General features: G+C 69.0%; 25 protein-coding genes. 5 read left to right on the top strand and 20 right to left on the bottom strand.

Annotated features, from left to right (window positions below):
• Positions 1 to 224: 224 nt before the first annotated feature.
• From ACFQRE_RS11300 to ACFQRE_RS11275, 6 genes are all read right to left on the bottom strand, one after another.
• The gene (locus ACFQRE_RS11300; protein ID WP_380122280.1) at positions 225 to 1,175 is read right to left on the bottom strand and encodes a proline dehydrogenase family protein; all 951 of its coding nucleotides are present in this window, start codon (positions 1,173 to 1,175) and stop codon (positions 225 to 227) included.
• 72 nt (positions 1,176 to 1,247) lie between these two features.
• Positions 1,248 to 1,982, bottom strand: a complete 735-nt coding sequence (locus tag ACFQRE_RS11295) for an ABC transporter permease (protein WP_380122278.1) — start codon at positions 1,980 to 1,982, stop codon at positions 1,248 to 1,250.
• The gene (locus ACFQRE_RS11290) at positions 1,979 to 2,725 is read right to left on the bottom strand and encodes an ABC transporter ATP-binding protein (protein WP_449274551.1); all 747 of its coding nucleotides are present in this window, start codon (positions 2,723 to 2,725) and stop codon (positions 1,979 to 1,981) included. Before ACFQRE_RS11290 ends, ACFQRE_RS11295 begins: the two co-directional genes overlap by 4 nt.
• 135 nt (positions 2,726 to 2,860) lie before the next feature.
• The gene (locus ACFQRE_RS11285; protein ID WP_380122273.1) at positions 2,861 to 3,469 is read right to left on the bottom strand and encodes a TetR/AcrR family transcriptional regulator; all 609 of its coding nucleotides are present in this window, start codon (positions 3,467 to 3,469) and stop codon (positions 2,861 to 2,863) included.
• Positions 3,466 to 4,305, bottom strand: coding sequence for a sugar phosphate isomerase/epimerase family protein (locus tag ACFQRE_RS11280; protein WP_380122271.1), 840 nt, complete (start codon positions 4,303 to 4,305; stop codon positions 3,466 to 3,468). The genes ACFQRE_RS11285 and ACFQRE_RS11280 overlap by 4 nt, the downstream gene beginning before the upstream one ends.
• A complete protein-coding gene (locus ACFQRE_RS11275) occupies positions 4,305 to 5,231 on the bottom strand; it encodes a Ppx/GppA phosphatase family protein (RefSeq protein ID WP_380122268.1) in 927 nt (308 codons plus the stop codon). Before ACFQRE_RS11275 ends, ACFQRE_RS11280 begins: the two co-directional genes overlap by 1 nt.
• 40 nt (positions 5,232 to 5,271) lie before the next feature.
• Between ACFQRE_RS11275 and ACFQRE_RS11270 the strand changes: the two genes are divergently transcribed.
• Positions 5,272 to 6,087 carry a hypothetical protein gene (locus ACFQRE_RS11270; protein WP_380122266.1) on the top strand — a complete coding sequence of 272 codons (816 nt, stop codon included), beginning with the start codon at positions 5,272 to 5,274 and terminating at the stop codon, positions 6,085 to 6,087.
• Positions 6,088 to 6,158: 71 nt separating this feature from the next.
• On the opposite strand, the gene nadC is transcribed toward ACFQRE_RS11270, so the two are convergent.
• The 6 genes from nadC to ACFQRE_RS11240 all read right to left on the bottom strand — a co-directional run bounded on the left by nadC (position 6,159) and on the right by ACFQRE_RS11240 (position 11,720).
• The gene (nadC, locus tag ACFQRE_RS11265) at positions 6,159 to 7,052 is read right to left on the bottom strand and encodes a carboxylating nicotinate-nucleotide diphosphorylase (RefSeq protein ID WP_380122263.1); all 894 of its coding nucleotides are present in this window, start codon (positions 7,050 to 7,052) and stop codon (positions 6,159 to 6,161) included.
• Entirely contained in the window at positions 7,049 to 8,761 is a 1,713-nt protein-coding gene (locus ACFQRE_RS11260) for an L-aspartate oxidase (protein WP_380124246.1), read from the bottom strand. Before ACFQRE_RS11260 ends, nadC begins: the two co-directional genes overlap by 4 nt.
• A gap of 32 nt (positions 8,762 to 8,793) precedes the next feature.
• Positions 8,794 to 9,219 carry an aspartate 1-decarboxylase gene (gene panD / locus ACFQRE_RS11255; protein ID WP_380122261.1) on the bottom strand — a complete coding sequence of 142 codons (426 nt, stop codon included), beginning with the start codon at positions 9,217 to 9,219 and terminating at the stop codon, positions 8,794 to 8,796.
• A 29-nt stretch (positions 9,220 to 9,248) separates the two neighbouring features.
• Positions 9,249 to 10,196 carry a pantoate--beta-alanine ligase gene (gene panC / locus ACFQRE_RS11250; RefSeq protein ID WP_380122259.1) on the bottom strand — a complete coding sequence of 316 codons (948 nt, stop codon included), beginning with the start codon at positions 10,194 to 10,196 and terminating at the stop codon, positions 9,249 to 9,251.
• Positions 10,193 to 11,080: a Rossmann-like and DUF2520 domain-containing protein gene (locus ACFQRE_RS11245; protein WP_380122257.1), complete on the bottom strand. Its 888-nt coding sequence runs from the start codon at positions 11,078 to 11,080 to the stop codon at positions 10,193 to 10,195. The genes panC and ACFQRE_RS11245 overlap by 4 nt, the downstream gene beginning before the upstream one ends.
• A gap of 133 nt (positions 11,081 to 11,213) precedes the next feature.
• Positions 11,214 to 11,720, bottom strand: coding sequence for an FBP domain-containing protein (locus ACFQRE_RS11240; RefSeq protein WP_380122255.1), 507 nt, complete (start codon positions 11,718 to 11,720; stop codon positions 11,214 to 11,216).
• A gap of 58 nt (positions 11,721 to 11,778) precedes the next feature.
• On the opposite strand from ACFQRE_RS11240, the gene ACFQRE_RS11235 reads away from it, so the two are divergent.
• Together ACFQRE_RS11235 and ACFQRE_RS11230 are read left to right on the top strand one after the other, a co-directional pair.
• On the top strand, positions 11,779 to 12,729 hold the full coding sequence (locus ACFQRE_RS11235) for an SAM-dependent methyltransferase (RefSeq protein ID WP_380122253.1): 951 nt from the start codon (positions 11,779 to 11,781) through the stop codon (positions 12,727 to 12,729).
• Positions 12,722 to 13,903, top strand: a complete 1,182-nt coding sequence (locus tag ACFQRE_RS11230) for an NADH-quinone oxidoreductase subunit D (protein ID WP_380122252.1) — start codon at positions 12,722 to 12,724, stop codon at positions 13,901 to 13,903. The genes ACFQRE_RS11235 and ACFQRE_RS11230 overlap by 8 nt, the downstream gene beginning before the upstream one ends.
• On the opposite strand, the gene ACFQRE_RS11225 is transcribed toward ACFQRE_RS11230, so the two are convergent.
• The 8 genes from ACFQRE_RS11225 to ACFQRE_RS11190 form a co-directional block, all read right to left on the bottom strand.
• Entirely contained in the window at positions 13,904 to 14,359 is a 456-nt protein-coding gene (locus tag ACFQRE_RS11225) for a DUF3180 domain-containing protein (protein WP_380122250.1), read from the bottom strand.
• Positions 14,356 to 15,243, bottom strand: a complete 888-nt coding sequence (gene folK, locus ACFQRE_RS11220) for a 2-amino-4-hydroxy-6-hydroxymethyldihydropteridine diphosphokinase (protein ID WP_380122248.1) — start codon at positions 15,241 to 15,243, stop codon at positions 14,356 to 14,358. The genes ACFQRE_RS11225 and folK overlap by 4 nt, the downstream gene beginning before the upstream one ends.
• Complete coding sequence (gene folP, locus ACFQRE_RS11215) at positions 15,240 to 16,088, bottom strand: dihydropteroate synthase (protein WP_380122246.1); 849 nt, start codon at positions 16,086 to 16,088, stop codon at positions 15,240 to 15,242. Before folP ends, folK begins: the two co-directional genes overlap by 4 nt.
• On the bottom strand, positions 16,085 to 16,690 hold the full coding sequence (folE, locus tag ACFQRE_RS11210) for a GTP cyclohydrolase I FolE (protein WP_380124244.1): 606 nt from the start codon (positions 16,688 to 16,690) through the stop codon (positions 16,085 to 16,087). The genes folP and folE overlap by 4 nt, the downstream gene beginning before the upstream one ends.
• A 4-nt stretch (positions 16,691 to 16,694) precedes the next feature.
• On the bottom strand, positions 16,695 to 18,818 hold the full coding sequence (ftsH, locus tag ACFQRE_RS11205) for an ATP-dependent zinc metalloprotease FtsH (RefSeq protein WP_380122244.1): 2,124 nt from the start codon (positions 18,816 to 18,818) through the stop codon (positions 16,695 to 16,697).
• 174 nt (positions 18,819 to 18,992) lie between these two features.
• Positions 18,993 to 19,709, bottom strand: coding sequence for an MBL fold metallo-hydrolase (locus tag ACFQRE_RS11200; RefSeq protein ID WP_380122241.1), 717 nt, complete (start codon positions 19,707 to 19,709; stop codon positions 18,993 to 18,995).
• 17 nt (positions 19,710 to 19,726) lie between these two features.
• Positions 19,727 to 20,278: a hypoxanthine phosphoribosyltransferase gene (gene hpt / locus ACFQRE_RS11195; protein ID WP_449274546.1), complete on the bottom strand. Its 552-nt coding sequence runs from the start codon at positions 20,276 to 20,278 to the stop codon at positions 19,727 to 19,729.
• Between the two features lie 86 nt (positions 20,279 to 20,364).
• A complete protein-coding gene (locus ACFQRE_RS11190; protein WP_380122239.1) occupies positions 20,365 to 21,900 on the bottom strand; it encodes an MFS transporter in 1,536 nt (511 codons plus the stop codon).
• A gap of 86 nt (positions 21,901 to 21,986) precedes the next feature.
• Between ACFQRE_RS11190 and ACFQRE_RS11185 the strand changes: the two genes are divergently transcribed.
• Both ACFQRE_RS11185 and ACFQRE_RS11180 read left to right on the top strand, forming a co-directional pair.
• Positions 21,987 to 22,469 carry a MarR family winged helix-turn-helix transcriptional regulator gene (locus ACFQRE_RS11185; RefSeq protein WP_380122237.1) on the top strand — a complete coding sequence of 161 codons (483 nt, stop codon included), beginning with the start codon at positions 21,987 to 21,989 and terminating at the stop codon, positions 22,467 to 22,469.
• 75 nt (positions 22,470 to 22,544) lie between these two features.
• Positions 22,545 to 22,841, top strand: coding sequence for a putative quinol monooxygenase (locus ACFQRE_RS11180; RefSeq protein WP_380122235.1), 297 nt, complete (start codon positions 22,545 to 22,547; stop codon positions 22,839 to 22,841).
• The last annotated feature ends 1 nt before the right edge of the window (position 22,842 follow it).

The raw sequence follows: 22,842 nt of genomic DNA, 5'->3' as shown, positions 1-22,842 counted from the left end.
GCGTTTCATCGGAGGTATGCCGCCTGCTCCCTTTCCCAGCGAACCAACGGACATGCTGTGCTCACCTGTGGTGACCGAGGCTGAGCACGCGATGGTCGGTGCCGGACTGGCTCGAGAGGACCTCTACATGTCCATTGGCCCGGTGCCCACCGGGCCCTGGGTGTCAGCCCTTGGAGACGAGGCTGCGCAAGAAAGAGGTCTTGTGTGCGGACCTCCGCGGCAACTCAGCCCTTGGAGACGAGGCTGCGCAGAAAGAACTGCAGGTTGGCGGGGCGCTCGGCCATGCGGCGCATGAGGTAGCCGTACCACTCCTCGCCGAACGGCAGGTAGACCCGCATCTGGTGCCCCCGGTCCGCGATGCGGGTCTGCTCGTCGGGGCGGATGCCATAGAGCATCTGGAACTCGTAGGAGTCGGGTTCGCGACCGTGGCGGCTCGCGAGCGCCCGGGCGATGTCGATGAGGCGTGGGTCGTGGCTGGCGATCATCGGGTAGCCGTCACCGGCCATGAGCACCTTGAGGCAGCGCACGTAGGACAGGTCGACGTCCTCCGCGTCCTGGTAGGCGACGGAGGCCGGCTCCTTGTAGGCGCCCTTGCACAGTCGGACACGGCTGCCCGCGGTGGCGAGGTCGCGACAGTCGGCCTCGGTGCGGTGGAGGTAGGACTGGACGACGGCACCGGTGTTGGGGAAGTCCTTGCGCAGCTCGGCGAGGATCGACAGCGTCGAGTCGGTCGTCGTGTGGTCCTCCATGTCGAGGGTGACGGTCGTGTCGGCGTCCTTGGCGATCTCGCAGATGCGGCGGGCATTGTCGAGGGCGATCTGCTCGCCGTCCTGGGGCAGGGCCTGGCCGACGGCGCTGAGCTTGACGCTGACCTCGGCGGCCCCGAACTGGGTCAGGTCGCGGGCCTTGAGCGCGCGCAGCAGTCCGACGTAGGTGTCGACCGTGTGCGCGGCCTGCCCGGCGTCGAGGGTGTCCTCGCCGAGGTAGTCGATGGTCACCATGCGGTTCGTCGCGCGCAACTCGGCGGCGGCGCTGACGGCATGGGCGACGTCGGTCCCCGGCACATAGCGCTGCACGACGGATCGGCTCACCGGCGCCTTCTCGATCGTGCTGCGCACGAGCGAGGAGTCGGACAGGTGCAGGAGGCTGGAGCGAAGCAGGTCTGAGGCATCCACGAGCGTCAGGTTATCCGCTCCGCGGACGTGCCAGAGACGGGTATGCCGTCCGCTCCCCTGCGCGCTTTCCTCTCACGGGGTGCGGCGGCGCAGAGTGAGACTGCCGAGGGCGAGGGCCAGGGCGATGGCCCCGACGATGATCCCGATGTCACTCGACACGTCACTGAGGGGATCGGGAACCGCAGCGATCGTGCGCATCGCGTCCACGGCATACGACAAGGGCAGGAAGTCCGAGATCGCCGACAGGACGGTCGGCAGCGAGTCTCGCGGGACCAGGAGTCCGCAGAGCAGGAACTGCGGGAGGACGAGCGCCGGCATGAACTGCACGGCCTGGAACTCCGTCGAGGCGAAGCCGCTGACGAGCAGGCCGAGTGCCGTGCCGAGAAGCGCGTCACAGACAGCCACGACGACAAGGAGCCAGGTCGGTCCGGCCACGTCGAGATCACAGACCCAGACGGCGAATCCCGTTGCCACCAGGGCCTGCACGACTGCCATGACACCGAAGGCGAGGGCGTAGCCGAGCATGAGGTCGCCCTTGCCGAGTGGTGTGGTGAGCAGGCGTTCGAGGGTGCCCGAGGTGCGTTCGCGCAGCGTTGCGACGCTCGTCACGATGAACATGACGACGAACGGGAACACCCCGAGGAGGGCGGACCCGACGCGGTCGAAGACGGGCGTGCCGTCGAAGATCCAGGCGAGGAGTCCGATGAGGACGCATGGCACGACGAGCATCATCGCGATGGTGCGGTGATCGGCGCGGAGCTGGCGCAGGATGCGGGCGGCCGTGGCGAGGGTGATGCGCGGGTTCATGAACGGTCTCCTGAGGTGGCGGCTGCCTGGTCGACAAGGGAGAGGAAGGCCTGCTCCGCGTCAGCCGCGCCGGTGCGAGACAGCAGCTCGGGGAGGGTGGAGTCACTGAGGATCAGGCCTTCACGCAGCAGCAGGAGGCGGTCGCAGCGGGTGGCCTCATCCATGACGTGGCTCGAGACGAGGAGCGTGCGCCCTTCGTCGTGGGCGAGCCGGCGGAAGAGGTCCCAGAGATCGCGACGGAGCACCGGGTCGAGGCCCACGGTCGGCTCGTCGAGGACGAGGAGCTCGGGGTCGCCGACGAGGGCGGCTGCCAGGGAGACCCTGGAGCGTTGTCCGCCGGAGAGGTTGCCGACCGATGCGTCGGCGTGGCTGGCGAGGTCGACGGCTTCGATGGCGCGATCGACCGCGTCGCTGGGGGCACCGAGCACCTTGGCGAAGTAGGCGAGGTTGTGGCGCACGGAAAGGTCGGCATAGACGCTGGGCGACTGCGTGACGTAACCGACGCGATGGCGCAGGTCCGCCGATCCCGCGGGTTCGCCGAGCACCGTGACGGTGCCGGAAGCGACCTGCTGCACACCGACGATGGCGCGCATGAGGGTGGATTTGCCGCCACCGCTGGGGCCGAGCAGACCCACGACCTGACCGGCGGGAACGGTGACACTGAGGTCGGGCAGGACCTCCCGGTCACCGCGGACCACGCGCAGGTGCTCGACGACGACCGCGTCCGCACTTCCGTTTTTCATCATGTGATGAATTTAGACCCCACGGGCCGCCCACCGCAACCCCCTCGCGTCCGGCAGGATCGTCTTCGTGCCCGAAACGGACATGAGGAGCCTCGCGACGAGTGTCCGTTTCGGGCACGAAGACGCAGTCGGTGATCAGGAACTGGCGGGGATGAGGTGCTGCTGCAGTGTTGGGCCGAGGATGGCGACGATCTCCTCGACCGTGGCGTCAGCGAGGGCGGGGATCTTCACGACATAGCGCAGCACGCCCATACCGATGAGCTGGGCGGCTCCGAGTGCAGCACGCAACTCCACCGACGAGCCCTCGCCAACCTCGTCACCATTGCTGATCCGCTCGATGAGCCGCACGAAGATCTCGCGTCCGACGAACTCGCGCACCATCCGGGCGTGCTCCTCGTTGGCCGCCGCCGCAGCGAACATGGCCGCGAACCGCTGTCGGCCCACCGGGTTGTCCCAGACCGAGAGGAAGACTCGGACGAGGCCCTCCCCCAGTTCGTCCCGTGGCACCGATACGAGGCGTTCGATGAGCTCGGACGGGTCCGCGGGGAACGCGAGCACCTCGGCGAACAGCTCGGTCTTGCCATCGAAGTAGTGGTGCACGAGCTTGGCGTCGACCCCGGCCTCACGAGCAATGCCCCGCAGCGACGTGCCGTCGTAGCCCCGCTGGGCGAACTCGGCGCGCGCGGCGGCGATGATCGCTGCACGCGTGTCCTCTCCCCCGGGCCGTCGACCTCTCGGGCTCATGACGTGTCCCCGTCCCCGTCCCCGTCCCCGAGCGCGGTAGCCAGGTGGAGGCGACAGAAGGCCAGCGACTCGGCGAGAGCGATCTCGCGCTGCTCGATGGAGAGTCGGCGAGTCGACACCTCGACCACGATGGATCCCCCAAAACCGTTGTGCACCAACAGATCCAGCACCTCCGCGCATGGCTGCGAGCCGCGCCCCGGCACCAGGTGTTCGTCCCTCATGGACCCGAGTCCGTCGGCCAGGTGCAGATGGGCCAGGCGCGGCCCGAGCGCCTCCACCATGGCCAGCGCGTCGGAACCAGCCGTCGCAGTGTGCGACAGGTCGAGCGTCACGTGGTCGTAGGGCTGAGGCACCGGGTCCCAGTGCGGGAGGTAGGCCTCGATCTCGCGACCGCCAACGCGCCACGGGAACATGTTCTCGACGGCGAGCGTGATGCCGGAATCGTTCTCGCGCATGGCGATGCCGTCGGTGAAGTCGCGGGCATACTCCTTCTGCCACCGAAACGGCGGGTGGAGGACGACCGTGCTGGCGCCGACGTCGTGCGCGAGCTCCAGAGAGCGGTCAACCTTGCCCCAGGCGTCGACCCCGAAGATCCGCTGGCTGATGAGCAGGGTGGGTGCGTGGATCGAGACGATGGGTATGCCGTGCAGGTCGGAGAGTGCGCGGAGCGCACCCGCCTCCTGGGTCACCGGGTCGGTCCAGACCATGACCTCGACGCCGTCGTAGCCGAGACGAGCGGCGTGCTGGAACGCGGCGGCGCAGTTCTCGGGATAGACCGACGCCGTGGAGAGGGCGACCGGGATGTCCGGGATGGCCACCGCGTCACCGGTCTCCATCAGTGCATGCCGTCGAGTCTGCGCAAGATGATGCCCTCGCGCAGCGCCCACGGGCAGATCTCCAGACGATCGACACCGAGCAGGTCCATCGTCGCGGACGCCACGATGCCGCCGGCGAGCAGCTGGCGGGCGCGCGACGCGGACACACCGGGGAGCGAAGAACGCTGTGCCGCAGGCATGGTCGCGATCTTCGGAAGGACCGCGTCGAGAGCTGCACGCTCGAGGTAGCGGGCGGCATACATGCCCTCAGAACTGGGAACGGCGCCGGTGATGCGCGCCAGGGAACGCATCGTCTTGGAGGTCCCCACGACGCGGTCCGCAGCGCCAGCCTTGGTGAGGGGACGGAGTTCGCGTGCGATCGTCGCGCGCACGTGCTTGCGGGCGGCGCGCACCGACTCGACTCCGGGCGGGTCACCCACGAGGTGGTCGCGGGTGACGCGACCGGCCCCCAGCGGCAACGAGATCGCGACGTCGGGATCCTCGTCCATGCCTTGGGCGATCTCGAGCGAGCCACCACCGATGTCGGCGACGAGCAGGGTGCCGGCCGACCAGCCGAACCATCGCCGGGCGGCGAGGAAGGTCAGGCGCGCCTCGTCCTCGCCAGACAGCACGTCGAGGACGACACCGGTGCGTTCCTTCACGTCGGCGAGCACTTCGTCACCGTTGGGCGCCTCGCGGATGGCACTCGTGACGAAGCCCATGAGGTCCTCGACACCCTGGTCCTCGGCGACGGTGAGGCACTCCGCGACGAAGTCGGCAAGCTGCGCGCGACCCGCGTCGTCGATCTCGCCGGTGTCGGTGACGTGCTCGGACAGGCGCAGCTCGCGCTTGTGGGAACTCGTGGGCAGGGGCTGAGCGCCCAGGTGTGCATCAACCACGAGGAGGTGCACCGTATTCGAACCCACATCGATGACCCCGAGCCTCATGGTGCAACGGTAGTCGGCCTGCGCGGCATAGGGTGACCCGGTGGCTGAGACTCCGCTCGACATCCCCCGAACCTGGGTGGAGTTCACCGACCCCGGCGACTCCGGTCAGCGGTTCCGCTGCGACCTCACCTGGCTGACATCGCGCTGGACGTGCATCTTCGGATCGGGCTGTGAGGGCATCTATGCCAACCGCCCCGACGACGGCTGCTGCACCCTCGGCGCCCACTTCGCTGACGACGCCGACCTCAAGCGCGTCGCGGCCGTCGTCGAGGACCTCGGCGAGGACGAGTGGCAGCTGCGCCCGGACCGCAAGAATCCGACGAAGGTCTCGGCGTGGACCGAGCTCGAGGACGGCGCCCGCAAGACCAGGGTCGTCGACGGCGCCTGCATCTTCCTCAACCGACCCGGCTTCCCCGCCGGGGCAGGGTGCGCCCTGCACCAGCACGCCGTCCTCACCGGGAAGCCGCCGCACACGCAGAAGCCCGACGTGTGCTGGCAGCTGCCGATCCGTCGCACGTTCCGCACCGTCGAGCAGACCGACGAGACGAGCTATCTCGAGGTGTCGATCGGGGAGTACGACCGTCGCGGGTGGGGCCCGGGCGGGCACGACCTCGACTGGTACTGCTCGAGCAACCCCGAGGCCCACGTCGGCGCCGAGCCGGTCTATCGCAGCAACCGGGCCGAACTCGTCGAGCTCATGGGGCAGGCCGCCTACGACGAGCTCGTCGTGCGCTGCGAAGCCCACCTGGCCGCGGTCAAGGCACTGCGCACCCCCGCATCACGCCGGCTCCTGCCGCTCTTCGTGCACCCGGCGACGATCGCCGCCGGCACCCCCGCCCTCCGCAAGGGCCGCTGAAACACCGACTTCGTGCCCTTCCCGGACAGGCGAGGGCAGCGAGCATGTCCGTGAAGGGCACGAAGTCGAAGTCAGGACTCGAGGTCGAGGGCGAGATCGAGGATGGGCGACGAGTGGGTCAGCCCACCGACGCTGAGGTAGTCGACACCGGTCGCGGCATAGTCCGCCGCGACCTCGAGCGTCAGCCCACCGGTTGCCTCGAGCTCGACGGTCTCACCGGTCGCGCGCACGGCCTCGACCGTCGACCGCAGCAGGTCCGTGGACATGTTGTCGCACAACAGGAATCGCGCCCCAGCCTCCACTGACTCGAGGGCCTCTCCCGATGTGGTCACCTCGACCTGCACCGGAACGTCCGGGAACTGCTGACGAACAGCGGCGTATGCCGCCGCGAGACTTCCAGCGGCCAGCTTGTGGTTGTCCTTGATCATGGCGACGTCGTAGAGCCCCATGCGCTTGTTGGTTCCTCCACCGGCGCGGACGGCGAACTTCTCGAGTGCCCGCAACCCCGGCGTCGTCTTGCGAGTGTCGAGCACCATTGCCCCAGAACCCTCCAGGACATCGGCCCACCGTCTGGTGTGCGTCGCGATGCCGGACAGGCGGCAGATGATGTTGAGCAGCGTCCGCTCCCCCGTCAGCGTCACGCGGGTCGAGCCGGAAAGTTCGGCAATGACGTCGCCGCGCACGACGCGGTCACCGTCGGCGACCTTCACGTTCACCACGACCGGGTTTGCCTCGAGGCGCGCAGCCACCTCGTCCAACGTCAACGCGATGACGTCGACACCGGCCACGACTCCGTCCTCGCGGGCCACGACCGCAGCCCGCGTCGTCTGCGTCGCCGGGATCGTCGCGGTCGTCGTGACGTCGACGCCATCCGGTCCGCCAAGGTCCTCGTCGAGCGCTCCTGTGACGACGCGGCGGGCGTCCTGGATCGGGAAGGCGAGGTCGGATGACGAGGGCGAGCTCACGGCATACTCCGTTCGGTCACGGTGACGGTGCGATCAGGTGAGACGGTCACGCTCTGGCGCACGAGCCAACGGGCGTCGTCGCGCTCGGGGAAGTCCAGGCGGACGTGCCCGCCGCGGGTCTCGTTGCGACGATGCGCCAGCTCGGTGAGGACCTGCCCAAGATGCAGGAGGTTGGTCGTCTCCCACGTCTTGGGGCCCGGCTCGGCCGTCGAGGGCGGCAGCGCGGCGAGTTCCGCGAGCGCGGCGGCCGTGGCAGCAGTCGACTCCGCCGAGCGCACCGGACCGGAACCAGCAGTCATGGCGCGCTGGACGGTGAGCCGCTGAGAGTTGTCGAGCAGCGCACCGGGGCCTGCCTCGGTCCCACCCGCGCGCGCAGGCGTCCCCGGCTGTGGCTCGGGCAGCTCACCCTCGGCGATCCGTGCGGGGATGTCGGAGGCGATGCGACTGGCGAAGACGAGGCCCTCGAGGAGGCTGTTGGACGCGAGGCGGTTGGCACCGTGGACGCCGGTGCACGAGCACTCACCGCAGGCATAGAGCCCTGCCAGGGACGAGCGGCCGCGCAGGTCGGTCTCGATGCCACCAGAGGCATAGTGCTGCGCGGGAGCCACGGGGAGCAGTTCGGTCGCCGGGTCGAAACCCAGCGAGCGACATGACGCCATGATCGACGGGAAGCGCCTCTCGAGGAACTCCGAGCCGAGGTGACGTGCGTCGAGGAAGACGTGGTCGGTGCCCTGCTCGCGCATCGTCTCGAGGATGGCGCGGGCCACGACGTCGCGGGGGGCGAGGTCGGCGAGTTCGTGCCGGCCCTGCATGAAGCGGTTGCCTGCGCCGTCCACGAGGAACGCGCCCTCACCGCGCACGGCCTCGGAGATGAGCGGTTGCTGCCCCGTCGAACCCTCACCGAGGAAGAGCACCGTCGGGTGGAACTGGATGAACTCGAGGTCGGTCATCCGCGCACCAGCACGCAGGGCCGCAGCCATGCCGTCGCCAGTCGCGACCGGAGGGTTCGTCGTGGACGTGTAGATCTGGCCGAGCCCACCGGTGGCCAGGACAACAGCCCGGGCGTATGCCGCCCCCACACCGTCGAGCTGTCCCTCACCGATGACGTGGAGAGTGACACCGATGACTCGGTGGCTGTCGCTGTCGGCACCGTCCTCCTGGAGCAGGTCGACCACGAGGGCGTGCTCGACGACCTCGATGCCCGGGTCGTCACGGACGCGGTCGAGCGCGGCAATGAGAGCGCGCGAGATCTCGCGGCCCGTGGCGTCGCCGCCGGCGTGCGCGATGCGGTCGCGGTGGTGCCCGCCCTCGCGGGTCAGCTTGATCTCACCCTCGGCGTCCCGGTCGAACTCGGCGCCGAGCGCGACGAGCTGCCGAACCCTCCTGGGGCCTTCGGTGACGAGCGCCTCGACGGCCGCACGGTCACACAGCCCGACACCGGCGACAAGGGTGTCCTCCAGGTGCTCCTCGGGCGAGTCCTCGGGGTGAAGGGCCGCGGCGATGCCGCCCTGCGCCCAAGCTGTCGAACCCTCGTCGAGCACCGTCTTGGTGACGAGGAGGACGCGATCGACCCGCTCCCGGAGCCGGAGGGCGCAGGTCAGGCCAGCGATGCCCGAGCCGACGACGATGACGTCGGCAGACGTCGTCCAGCCGGGTGCCGGTGCGGCCAGCGCGCGGGGAAGCCGAAGGCTCGCGGGAGCACCCGGCATACCGGCGTCGTTCGACCCCGAGGCGTCGGGAGTCACCCGTGTGAGCGCTTCGTCACGGCCGACGTCATGAGGCCATAACCTTCGGGGACATCGCCTCCGTCGTCACCGACCTCGACGATCTTGTTGGCCTTGTCGACGAAGACCACGTGCGGGTCGTGGCTGCGCGCATCCTCGTCGGACATCGAGGCGTAGGCGATGATGATGACGGTGTCGCCGGGGCTGATGAGCCGGGCCGCCGCACCGTTGATGCAGAGGATGCCGGAGCCGCGCTCGCCCTCGATCGCGTAGGTCGTGAGGCGGTTGCCGTTGTCGACGTCGACGACGTCAACCTGCTGACCGGGCAAGAGGTCAGCCGCCTCCATGAGGTCCAGGTCGATCGTCAGCGAGCCGACGTAGTGCAGGTCGGCCTGGGTCACCGTCGCGCGGTGGATCTTGCTGTGCAGCATGTAGCGGTACATCAGTGGGGCTCCTGGTCGGTGTGCGCGATTCAGCTGGCCGGGCGGGCGGGAATGCCCGGGGTGACGGGCTGCGAGAAGACGTCGAGTCTCCCACCCCCGGGGCCCACGAGAATGGGGGTGTTGTCGATGAGGCGGGTCGTGCCGACCCGGGCGGCGATGGCGAGGAGGGCCTCGCCGCGGTACCACTCGGGGACGTCCTGCAAGGTGCTCGGGTGGACGAGGACGAGGTAGTCGACCAGGGCGAGCGGCTCCTCGACGAGGACCTCGCGTGCCGCTCGGCGAATGGCGGACGGACCGTATGCCGAGGCGTCGGCTCCCGCGGTCAGCGCGCGACTAAGGCAGAGGGCGACCTCGCGATCGGACTCCGTGAGATAGGTGTTGCGGCTGCTGAGGGCGAGGCCGTCGGCCTCACGGACGGTCGGCACCGACACGACGTCGACCGGGAAGTCGAGGTCGCGGGCCATGCGGCGGATGAGCAGGAGCTGCTGCGCGTCCTTCTGACCGAAAAAGGCCCGGGTGGCGCCGGTGAGGTGCAGCAGTTTGCCGACGACGGTGAGGACGCCGTCGAAGTGGCCGGGGCGCGACTTGCCCTCGAGCACATCACCGAGCGGGCCGGCCGAGACGCGCACACCGGGGTCGCCGTCCGGATAGACGACGTCGGGCGTGGGGGCGAAGACGATGTCGACGCCTTCGGCCGTGGCGATCTGCAGGTCCTCGTCGAAGGTGCGGGGGTAGCGCGACAGGTCTTCCTTGGGGCCGAACTGCAGCGGGTTGAGGAAGATCGTCAGGATGAGGTGGTCGGCGGAGCTGCGGGCCTGGCGCAGCAGTTGGGCATGACCCTCGTGGAGGGCGCCCATCGTCATGACCACGGCGACGTCGGCGCTCGCCAGTGCCGCGCGGGCCGCACGAAGTTCCTCCCGCGTGCTGACGACGACCGGTGTCGCAGTTGGCTTCTGGGTCACTTCGGCTTCGGTCACGAGGTGGGCTCCTGGTCGGCGAGGGTGTCGAGGAGAGGTTCGGCGGCCGACGGTTGGAGTCGACCGCTCTCAAGCGCACGCACCGCCGTGGCGCGGGCCAGGGCGACGTAGGTCGACCTGATCTCGGGCGAGATCCGCTCCAGCTCGCGAAGGTGCGTGCCCACGGTACTCACATCGCCACGGGCCACGGGCCCGGTGAGCGCTGCGTCACCTAGCCGCAGGGCGTTGTCGAGCGCGGCGCGGGCGAGGGGCCCGAGGACGGCACGCGGTTCGTCGACTCCCGCCGCACTGAGGACCTCCATGGCCTCGGCGATGAGGGTCACGAGGTGGTTGGAGCCGTGCGCGAGCGCCGCGTGGTAGGCCGCGCGCTGGTTCTCTGCGACCCAGACCGGCTCGCCCCCCATCTCGACCACGAGCGCCTCGGCCATGGGCCGCAACGCGTCGGGGCCGGTGACACCGAAGGCGCAGTCCTCCAACCGTCCGAGGTCGAGGGCCGTCCCCGTGAAGGTCATCGCCGGGTGGATGGCGACCGGCAGGATGTGGGCGCTCAGCGCGGGCCGCAGGATGTCGGTCCCGTAGCGGCCACTCGTGTGCACCACGATCTGCCCGGCCTGCCAGGTGTCGGTGGCTGCCAGACCCGCGACCAGCTCGGCAAGGGCATCGTCGGGGACGGCGAGGAGGACGAGGTCGGCTCCGTCGATGACGCCATGGATGTCCTTGACCGGAACGCCCGGAAGCAGCGCCTCCGCACGGTCACGACTTTCGTCGCTCACGGCATACACGGCATGGACGTGGTGGCCTGCGCGCGCGAGCGCGGCACCCAGGACGGCCCCGACGCGACCGGCGCCGATGACGCCGATGGTGAGGCGAGCTGGATGGGTCACGCCCCAAACCTAGGCCTTGTGTGCCTGAGCGGACCCGGCAGGCGCCACCCGACCAGATTTTGGCGAGACGTCCAGACAGACGTGGTCGCGCGGTCAAAAGGTGCTCGTCTCGAGCCCATGGCCGCGCGCGTCGTCAGATCGCCGCCACGAACTTGGCCGAGCGCTCCGTCAGCCCGGCGATCCGTCGCTCGATGAACAGCTCGCGGTCTGTCGGGTCGTCGGAGCCGAGCTCGGTGAACGTCGGCTTGCGGCGAACGTTGCTCGAGCAGACGAACTCCGTGCAGATCAGCGTGCCGATCGTGTCGCCCTTGCGGCCAGCAGCCCCGCCCCGCTTGGCGACGTAGAGGCTCACGTCCTTGGTCTCGATCGGGTCCTCGCACCAGGCGCAGATCGCGCTCCGACGCCGCCCTCCCAGCGCAGTCGGCGGTGGTGCGGCACGCAGGATGATGCCCGTTGGCACGTCATCGATCACGACGACGGCGTAGCCCAGCGGTCGTTTGCTGTCGCGCCACCCGAGGTACTCCAGCCTCTCCCAGTCGAGACCGTCGAGGACGGGCAGGCTCGCCTGCGACACCTCCCGCTTCGAGGCGTTGACGAAGCTGCTGCGGATCTCGTTCTCAGTCAGGGGTTTCACGTGCATCGAGTCTGCCTTCGCGCCCCGCCAGATGCGAACGGATTACCTGTCATAGGTTGCGGGGGTGAGTTCTCGGCCCTGGCGTGACGCGTGGTGGGAGGCGCTCTATGGGCCCGACGGGTTCTATCGCCGCGCCGAAGGACCCGCGGGGCACTTCACGACCTCCGCGCACGGAGGGCTGGGAGCCGTGCTCGGCGAAGTCGTCGCGAACCTTGCCGACCAAGCCAGCGTATGCCGCGTGGTCGACCTTGCGTGCGGGCGCGGCGAGCTGTTGGCCCACCTCCACGACAGTCGGCCCGACCTCGACTTGGTGGGCGTCGACGTGGTCGAGCGTCCCCACAGCCTCCCGACATCCGTCGACTGGCTCCGCTCCCCCGGCGGCGCAGCGTTGCCCGACGAGCTGCACGACCTCGACGCCCTCGTCCTCGCACACGAGTGGCTCGACGTCGTCCCGTGCACGATCGCCGAGGTGGACGCCGACGGGATCCTGCGCGAGGTCCTCGTCGACGAGGCCGGCACGGAGGCCCTGGGCGAGGCAGTCCACGACGACGACCGCGCCTGGGCCGACACCTGGTGGCTGACCTCGGCCCCCGGCGACCGGGTCGAGATCGGCCTCAGCCGCGACCTTGCCTGGCGAGATCTGTTGTCCCGCAGCCGAGCTGGCGCCACCATCGCCGTGGACTACGGGCACACGAAGGCGAACCGGCCTGCGCAGGGCACGCTCACGGCATACCAGGGAGGGACCCTGACCGACGCGATCCCGGACGGACAGCGCGACCTCACCGCGCACGTCGCGACCGACTCGCTCGGCTCGGACGAGGTCGTCACGCAGCGCGACCTCTTCCACCGGCTCGGGCTCACCGCCGCGACACCGGACCACGCGACCGCCAGCACGGACCCACTCGGCTACGTGCGAGCGCTCGGACGGGCCTCGACGATCGCCGCGCTCACCGACCCGCACGGACTCGGCGGGTTCCACTGGGCCATGACGCGGCATACTCGGGGCCATGCCTGAGACGCCCACGACGCGCACGACGCAGACGCAGACCGTCGCTGTCGGCGCAGGTGGGCTCGCGACGGCCGACATGGTCCTCAACATCGGCCCGCAGCACCCGGCGACCCACGGCGTCCTCCGCCTGCGCCTCACCCTCGACGGCGAGCGCATCGTGCACGCCGAGCCAATCATCGGCTACATGCACCGCGGGGCCGAGAAGCTCTTCGAGGTGCGCGACTACCGGCAGATCATCGTGCTCGCCAACCGCCACGACTGGCTCAGCGCGTTCAGCAACGAGCTCGGCGTCGTCCTCGCGGTCGAGGAGATGCTCGGCATGGAGGTCCCCGAGCGCGCGGTGTGGCTGCGGACGATGCTCGCGGAACTCAACCGCGTCCTGTCGCACCTGATGTTCCTCGGGTCCTACCCGCTCGAGCTCGGCGCCATCACCCCGGTCTTCTATGCCTTCCGTGAGCGCGAGGAGCTGCAGGCGGTCATGGAGGAGGCGTCCGGCGGGCGCATGCACTACATGTTCAACCGCGTCGGCGGCCTCAAGGAGGACGTGCCGGCCGGCTGGCTCGGCCGCGTCGACTCCGCCGTCCAGGCCGTCCGCAGTCGCCTCCCCGACCTCGAGTCGATGCTCATCGGCAACGAGATCCTCACGGCTCGCACGCGCGGGGTGGGCGTTCTCGATGCGGCGACCGTTGCGGCCTACGGCGTCTCGGGTCCTATCGCGCGGGCCTCGGGCGTGGACATCGACCTGCGCCGCGACCAGCCCTACCTCGCCTATGGCGAGCTGTTCGGCGAGGGCGGGCCGGGGCGGGTCGTGATCCGCACCGCTGGCGACTGCCTCTCGCGGCTCGAGGTGCTGCTCGAGCAGGTGCACGTCAGCCTCGACCTCGTCGAGCACTGCCTGACGGTGCTCGGGTCGATGGCCTCGGGTCCGGTCAACCAGCGGCTGCCCAAGGTCCTCAAGGTCCCCGAGGGCGAGACCTATGTCGCCACCGAGAACCCGCTCGGCTTCAACGGCTACTTCCTCGTGTCTCGTGGCGAGAAGACACCATGGCGCCTCAAACTGCGGTCGGCGTCGTTCAACAACGTGCAGGTGCTGACCGAGCTGTTGCCCGGGACCCTCGTGTCCGACATGGTGGCCATCCTCGGGTCGACGTTCTTCGTCGTCGGCGACGTCGACAAATAGCTAGTCGTCGCTGGGTGGGTCGACCCGGCACCAATGCTGGCCCACCAGTCCGGCGAGGCACAGCACCACACCCGCACCCACGAGGATGGCCAACCGCCACATGCGGTCGGCGTTGGCCACGAGCGAGAGGTCACTGGCGACGACGGCCAGCTGACCGGCATACCAACCCGTGGCAGCAGCGCCGGTGAGGGTGGCCGCCTGGGCGAGCACGACCACGCGGGCAGCGCGCAACGGGTCGAGGCGCTGCGTGGAGCGGCCCGCGAGATAGGCCCGCACGGGCCAGGCGAAGCCGACGACGAACGCGGCCATGCCGGCGAGCAGCACGGCGGCGAGCCACGACGGGCGCGGCACGAGGTTGCCGTCGCCCGTGACGAGGTGCCACAGCAACCACGACACGAACCCGACGACGAGGGCGACGACGACCGCAGCCCGGGCGCGGACGCCGTGACCGGTCACCATCCGTCCTCCAGCAGGTCGACGTCGGGTCCGAGGGTGACGCCGGCAGTGCCCACCTCGGCCACGAGTTCGGCGACCCGACGCACCTCACCATCGACTCGCAACGTCGCCTCGGAGTCCGCGTCGGCCCACGGCACGAGCACGAACCCCCGCTCATGGGCCCGCGGGTGGGGCAGGGTCAGCGCTTCGGTCTCGAGTCGCACATCGGTGTCGAAGACCGGGTCGCCGTACTGGATGAGGTCGAGGTCGAGTGTCCGCGGCCCCCATCGCTCCTTGCGGACACGACCGTTGTCGAGCTCGATGTCCTGCATCGTGCGCAGCAGCCGCTGCGGCGACATGGACGTCGTTCCGACGACAACGGCATTGAGGTATGCCGCTTGGCGATCCGGTCCGCCCACGGGTGCGGTTTCGTAGACGCGCGAGGCGCCCTTGAGCTCGAGGGCGAGCCAGAGTGACCCGACGGCGTTCTGGATGGTGTCGACCGACTCACCCAGGTTCGAGCCAATGGCGATGACGACCGGCGTCTCGCGCAGCCGTTCGACGGTGACGGCGACATCGGTGAAGGGGTGACCGACGGGTGCCTGCGGCTTGTGCACGGTCACGATCACCGCCTCGACGAGCGGGCGGGTCAGGACCTTGGCGGCGATCTGGTCGGCGAGCGCCTCGATGAGGTCCAGCGACTCCCCCGCGATCAGGTCGACGATGTCCCCGGCCACCTCCGCGTAGTTGACGGTGTCGACGAGGTCGTCACTCGTGCCGGCTGGCGCGAGGTCGACCTCCATCTCGACGTCGACGACAAACGTCTGACCGTCCTGCTTCTCGAAGTCGAGGACGCCGTGAAAACCCTTGGCGGAGATGCCTTTGAGGGAGATCCGATCGCTCATGACGTCTCCTCGTCGTGGGGGTCGCGCAGCGCGTCAGCCACGTCGAGTGCCTGGATGGTGGCGGCGACGTCATGGACGCGCACTGCCCACGCACCGTGCCGTGCTGCATGGAACGACGTCACGGCCGTGGTGAGGTCTCGCTCCGAGGGCGGGCTGGGCTCGGCACCTTCGGGTCGACCGAGCCGCCCGAGGAAGGCCTTGCGAGAGGTGCCCACGAGGAGCGGGTGCCCGAGCGCGATGAGAGCGTCGAGTCGGCGAAGCAGAGACCAGTTGTGGGCCGCGTTCTTGGCGAACCCGAACCCCGGGTCAAGAATGATGTTCTCGGCGCGAACTCCGCTGTCCCGCAACGCCTCCACGCGCGCGGCCAACTCGGAGCACACGTCGGCGACGACGTCGTCATAGACCGCACGTGACTGCATGTCCGTGCTGTGACCGCGCCAGTGCATGGCGATGAAGGGTATGCCGGCCTGCGCCACGAGCGCTGCCATCTCACCGTCGGCGAGGCCTCCGCTGACGTCGTTGACGAGCGCTGCCCCGGCCTCCAGAGCAGCCGAGGCAACCGACGCTCGCATCGTGTCGATGGAGATCACCACACCCTCGGCGGCGAGGGCCCGAACGACGGGAACGACGCGGCGCAGCTCCTCCTCGACCGGCGGCCTCTCGGCCCCTGGCCGGGTGGACTCGCCACCGACGTCGATGAGGTCGGCGCCAGCGGCGATGAGCTCGCGCCCGTGGGTGATCGCCGCCTCCGGTTCGAACCATTCACCGCCGTCGCTGAACGAGTCGGGGGTGACGTTGACGACCCCCATGACCAGGGGACGCGGACCGGCGACGAGCGAGATCACCGCTTGCCGCCGAGCAGGAGCGACATCGCCTCTGCCCGGGTGGCGGGGTCGCGCAGCTGGCCGCGAACGGCCGACGTGATGGTGCGGGAGCCGGGCTTGTGGACGCCCCGCATGGACATGCAGAGGTGCTCGGCCTCGATGACGACGATGACACCCTGCACGCCCAGGTGGTCCACGAGCGCGTCAGCCACCTGGGTGGTGATGCGCTCCTGCACCTGGGGACGGCGGGCGAAGACGTCGACGAGCCGGGCCAGCTTGGACAGGCCGGTCACGGTCCCGTCGGGCGCCGGGATGTAGCCGACGTGCGCGACACCGTGGAAGGGCAGCAGGTGGTGCTCGCAGGTCGAGAAGATCTCGATGTCACGCACGATGATGAGCTCTTCGTGGTCGATCGAGAAACGCGCGGACAGGACGTCACTCGGGTCCTGGGACAGACCGGCATACAACTGCGTTGCGGCACGGGCGACGCGGTCGGGAGTGTCACGCAGACCCTCACGATCGGGGTCCTCCCCGATCGCCAGGAGCAGCTCGCGCACGGCAGCCCGGGCACGCTCGTGGTCGACCGGACGTGGGGGCAGGGTGTCGGTCTCGTTGACCGACACCGGGTCAGTGGGCGTCGGGGTCGACACGCTGGCCCTCGGGAACCTCGATCACCTGCGTCGTCGGGTGCTCCTCAGCCGCAGCCGCTGCCGGGTGGGCACCTTCGGAAGCAGCCTTGTCGATCGCCGCCACCGTCGCGGGGTCACCCTCATTGGTGCGTTCACCGGCGGGCGCACCCGACGGGTCGTGACCATTGAGGGCGGCCTTCTCGGACGGAGTCAGGACCGGCGGCTGGTCGGAGATGCCACGGTGCTCGCTCGAAAGCCACGTCGGACGCACGGGGCGCTTGACGATGTCCTCGAAGATGACCGCGAGTTCCTTCTGGTTCAGGGTCTCCTGGTCGAGGAGATCGAGGACGAGTCGGTCGAGGACGTCACGGTTGTCGTTGATCGCGTGCCACGCCTCGTCGTGGGCGGCCTCGATGAGCGCACGCACCTCTTCGTCGACGATGCCGGCGATCTTCTCGGAGTAGTCGCGCTGGTGGCCCAGGTCGCGACCGAGGAAGACCTCGCCCTGGCTCTGGCCGAGCTTGATTGCGCCGACCCGCTCACTCATGCCGTACTCGGTGACCATCTTGCGGGCCATCGCAGTGGCCTTCTCGATGTCGTTGGCAGCACCCGTCGTCGGGTCGTGGAAGATGATCTCCTCCGCGACCCGGCCACCGAGGGCGAAGGCGAGCTGGTCGAGGATCTCGTTGCGCGACGTGGAGTACTTGTCGTCGAGCGGCATGACCATCGTGTAGCCGAGGGCCCGACCGCGCGGCAGGATCGTCACCTTGGTGACGGGGTCGGTGTTGTTCATCGCGGAGGCGACGAGCGCGTGGCCACCCTCGTGGTAGGCCGTGATCTTGCGTTCCTTGGCCGACATGATCCGCGTCTTCTTCTGCGGACCGGCGATGACGCGATCGATGGCCTCGTCGAGGGTGAAGTCGTCGATGAGCGACTTGTTCGTGCGCGCCGTGAGGAGCGCGGCCTCGTTGAGGACGTTGGCGAGGTCGGCACCGGTGAAGCCGGGCGTGCGTCGAGCAACGGCGAGCAGGTCGACGCCGGGAGCCATCGGCTTGCCCTGCGAGTGGACCTCGAGAATGCGGTGGCGACCGAGCATGTCGGGGGCCTCGACGGCGATCTGACGGTCGAAGCGGCCCGGGCGAAGAAGTGCGGGGTCGAGGATGTCGGGGCGGTTGGTCGCCGCGATGAGGATGACGTTGGTCTTGACGTCGAAGCCGTCCATCTCGACGAGCAGCTGGTTGAGCGTCTGCTCGCGCTCGTCGTGGCCTCCGCCCATGCCGGCTCCGCGGTGACGACCGACAGCGTCGATCTCGTCGACGAAGACGATGGCGGGCGCATTGGCCTTGGCCTGCTCGAAGAGGTCACGCACACGCGAGGCACCGACACCGACGAACATCTCGACGAAGTCCGAACCAGAGATCGAGTAGAACGGCACCCCGGCCTCGCCAGCGACGGCGCGCGCGAGGAGGGTCTTGCCGGTTCCGGGAGGGCCGTAGAGCAGGACGCCCTTGGGGATCTTGGCTCCGACGGCGAGGAACTTGGCCGGGTCGGAGAGGAACTCCTTGATCTCGTAGAGCTCCTGCACCGCCTCGTCGGCACCGGCGACGTCGTCGAAGGTGACCTTGGGCGTGTCCTTGTTGGCGAGCTTGGCCTTGGACTTGCCGAACTGCATGACGCGAGAGCCGCCGCCTTGGGCCTGGCTCATCATGAACCAGAAGAGTCCGACGAGCAGCAGGATCGGGAAGATGCTGATGAGGACGGTGAAGAAGGGGTTCTGGGTCTCGCGCTTGTCGTTGTAGCCGTTGGGCGGCTCGTTGTCCGCGACCAGCGCGACGAGGGACTCCGCGCGAGCGTCGACGAACTCGGCCTGCACCTTGTCGGCGTCCACGATGTTGGCGCCCTTGTCGGAGTACGCCGCGTCCTTCTTGAGGTCGAGCTTGAGGACGTTGTCACTGGTGAGCTCGGCCTTGTCGACCTTCTTGTCGGTGATGAGCTTCTCGGCCTTCGCGGTGTCGATCGTCGCGTAGCCTCCGTCACCCCCGAGCGAGAACATCACCACGGTGATGGCGATGACGGCAAGGACCCAGAACAACGGGGTCTTGAACACGCGCTTGGCATCCATGAAATGTGAATGGGACCGATGGCCCCACGTCCTCCTGATCAGCGAAATCACCGTGCGCGCTCAAGCGGCACAGGTCTGGGTGCACACGCTACCCGTCAGATGGCTGGCTCCACGGGGCGCGTCCGCTCGGGACAACGACCGGCGTATGCCGCGTGTTCCGCGAGGCCTTGCCGCTCAGGTGCGCTTGCGGGCGAGGAAGTCGCCGATCGCGGCCCGCGGGTTGTCGCGCAGCTCGGCCCCGTGGGTGAAGGCAGCAGTCGAGTAGTCGAGCGTCGTGAGCCGCTCCGCGGTCTGCTTCGTCATGACGAAGTTGGTGCAGAAGGCCTTCACCGGCCAGGTGAGTCCGCGCACGTTGAAGATCGAGTCTCCGGTGATGAGGACTCCGCTGTCGCGGTGCAGGTATGCCGCGTGGCCGGGTGAGTGCCCGGGCGTGTGGACCACCTCGAGCCCGCCCGCAACCGGGACGACCTGTCCGTCGACGAAGGTCTCGCCGACCTCGATCGGCTCGAACGCCTGCTTTGCGCCCATGAGCCGGTTGGCGAGGGCACCGATCCGCAGGGAGTTGTCGCGTGGCGGGCTGAACCCGCTGCGGGCGAACTCGGCATCGTCCTCGTGGATTCCGAAGGGTTTGCCGGTCGCGCGTTGGACGTGGGCGGCACCGCCGGCGTGGTCCGGGTGGGCGTGGGTGAGCAGGAGCCGGGTGACGTCGTCGGTGCCGGAGCCAATGGCCTCGAGAGCGGCGATGACCTTGGGGCCGTGGGACTTCAGCCCCATGTCGACGAGTGTCACCTGCCCGTCGTCGTCACGGAAGATGAAGCCGTTGATGTAGTCGCGCAGCAACCGGATGCGCCACACGCCGGGCGCGAGTTGGACGACCAGGTCCGAGGCCATGTCCGACGCCTGAGCGTTCAGCTGTAGACGTGCGGGGCGAGGGTTCCGACCTGGCGGAGGCCGCGGTACTGCTCGGCGTAGTCGAGGCCGTAGCCGACCACGAACTCGTTGGCAATGTCGAAGCCGACCCACTTGACGTCGACCTCGACCTTGGCGGCCTCGGGCTTGCGCAACAGGGTGACGATCTCGACGGACGCCGGCTTGCGGGACTCGAGGTTGGCCTTGATCCACGAGAGGGTGAGGCCAGAGTCGACGATGTCCTCGACGATGAGGACGTGCTTGCCGGAGATGTCGGCGTCGAGGTCCTTGAGGATGCGCACGACGCCGGAGCTCTTGGTGCCCGAGCCGTAGGACGAGACCGCCATCCAGTCGACGGGAGCGGTGATCGGCAGGGCGCGCATCAGGTCAGCCATCACCATGACCGCTCCCTTGAGGACGCCGACGAGCAGCAGGTCCTTGCCGGCATACTCCTTGGCGATCTCCTGCGCGAGCTCAGCGAGCTTGGCCTGGATCTCGTCCTCGGTGATGAGGACCCGCTCGAGGTCGGCCCCCATGTGGGCAGCGTCCACGGTGCACTCTCCTGGTCGATCATGGGTCAAACCGGTTGGTCGCGTCCTAGTCAACCGGACGCGACCAACCGGTGGACACCCGGGGATCACCCGGATGTCACCTCGGACACCGCCGACGTGTCCCCTGCGATCACGCGGGGGCGGCGTCCGAGGAAGATCAGGGTCCCGATGAGGCCGATCGACGTGAGCACGATGACGACCGTGATGGACGGGACCACACCAGGCGGGAGCTGGGTCGGGTCCGCTGCCCGGCCCTCCGACGCCGTGGCCGCGATCGCCGTGACGACCGCGATCATGAGCGCGCCGCCCACCTGGACGAAGGTGTTGAGCAGGCCCGAGGCGAGCCCCTGCTCGTCGTCATCCACTCCCGCCGTGGCCTGCGCGTTCACTGCCGGGAAGGTCAGGGCGAAGCCGATGCCGAGCAGGATCATCGTGGGCAGCAGGAAGCGGGTGTAGGGCTGGTCCGGACGCGCGGTCAGGAACCATCCGTAGGCCAGGACGAACGACGTCAGCCCCACGGCGACGAGCACGCGGGTGTCGGCCCGGTTGAGGAGACGGTCGATCCGCAGCGCTGACGCCAGAACGATGAGCCCGGCCGGCAGGAACCCGAGAGCCATGCTGATCGCCGACCAACCCAGCTGCTCCTGGAGGTAGAGGCTCACGAGGAACTGGAACGCGGCATACCCACCGAACATCACGAGCCCCGCGAGATTGGCGTGGACGAGCTCGGGTGAGCGAAGGATTCCCAGCCGCACGAGCGGGTGAGGGTGTCGCTGCTCGATGACGACGAACGCCAGCATGAGGACGGCCGCGCCGACGAAGCCGCCAAGGGTTGCGGCCGAACCCCAGCCCGCGGCGGGTGCCCGCACCACGGTGAGCACGAGAAGCAACAGGGCGAGGGTCGACGTGAGGGCGCCGGCGACGTCAAAGTGCTTGAGCGAGAACGGCTGCGATGCCGAGCGCGGGATGACCTTCCAGCCGAGGAAGAAGAGGATGAGGGCGACCGGGCCGGGGAAGAACAGGGCCGCGCGCCATGAGATCTCGGTGAGCAGGCCCCCCGCGACGAGGCCGAGGGAGAAGCCGCTGGCCCCGCAGACGGTGTAGATCGAGAAGGCCCGGTTGCGCGCGGCGCCCTCGGCGAACGTCGTCGTGATGATCGAGAGCCCCGCCGGGACGGTGAACGCGGCGGCCACTCCCTTGAGGAAGCGCAGCGCGACGATGAGGGTCGGCGCGTCGACGAGGGCGCTCACCACGGAGGCGAGTCCGAAGACGAAGGCCGCGACGAGGAAGGCCCGGCGTCGACCGAGGAGGTCGGAGGCGCGTCCGCCCAGGAGCAGGAAGCCGCCGTAGCCCAGGATGTAGCCGGAGATGAGCCACTGCGCGGACGAGGGGTCGAGGTCGAGCGCCTGGCGGATCTCGGGGAGCGCGACGCCGATCATCGAGAGGTCAAGGCCGTCGAGGAAGAGGACTGCTCCGAGGACGAAGACGAGGAGCCAGATCTTGGGCGTCCACTCGCTGTGCTCGTCGACGACGAGGGGGCCGGGCGCTGCGGTCGCGCCGCGCGATGGGCGCGAATCCCGGGCGTCGAGATCGGTGTCTGGTGCTGAGGTCGTGGTGGGCATGGAGCCACTCTCATGCATCTGCATTGAATGCGCAAGCAAATAATGAGGAAACAACTGATTCAGATGCATCTGTTAAGGTGCACAGCGTGAAGGGCTCCAGTCAGGTCGACCTCGCCGCCGAGGACCCCGCCGCAGCGTCGCCCATGGATGACGACGAGCTGGCGCAGGGCTGGGCGATGCTCATGCAGCGCTATCAGCGCCTCAGCTGCACCCTCGATCGCACGCTCATGGCCGAGCACGAGCTGACCTCGAGCGAGTTCAACGTCCTCGAAGCCCTGTGCGTCGCCGAGCCCTCCGACCTCAAGATGGCCGACCTCGGTGGCCACGTGCACCTCACCCAGTCCGCGCTGTCGCGCCTTGTCGGTCGCCTCGAGGAGGCCGGACTCGTCCGCCGCGAGATGTGCACGGCCGACCGTCGTGCCGTCTTTGCACGCCTCACCGACGAGGGCCGCGAGCGCTACGCCGCGGCCAAGCCGACCCAGCGAGCGGTCCTGCGCTCCGAGGTCGAGGCGCCGCACTCCCCCGAGGCCGACGCCTTCGTCACGGCCTGCACCCAGACCTCTGATTGAACCCTTTGGCGGATCCGGCGCACCTAGAGTGCAAGGACAGCCCGGAGCCGGGCACGTCCAGGAGAGGCCCTTGCCATGAGTGAGCTCAACGTCGTCGCGACCATCCCCGTCAAGCCCGAGCACGTCGAGGCCCTGCGCGGTGCGTTGACCCAGCTCGGCGAGGCCACCCGCGAGGAGTCCGGCTGCCTGGCCTATGACCTCTTCGAGTCCGCGGCGGCCCCCGGTGTGTTCGTGACCATCGAGCGCTGGACCGACCAGGACGCCCTCGACGCCCACATGAAGACGCCCCACGTCGCGGCTGCCTTCGCCGCAGCCGGTGATGCCCTCGCTGGCGAGGTGGCCATCCACCCGCTGATCCCCGTCGCTGGCTGAC

It is taken from the genome of Knoellia pratensis, assembly GCF_042666395.1.
Taxonomy (GTDB): domain Bacteria; phylum Actinomycetota; class Actinomycetes; order Actinomycetales; family Dermatophilaceae; genus Knoellia; species Knoellia pratensis.
Note: the sequence above shows the minus strand (reverse complement) of the source record. Positions and strands in the feature narration are given on the sequence as shown.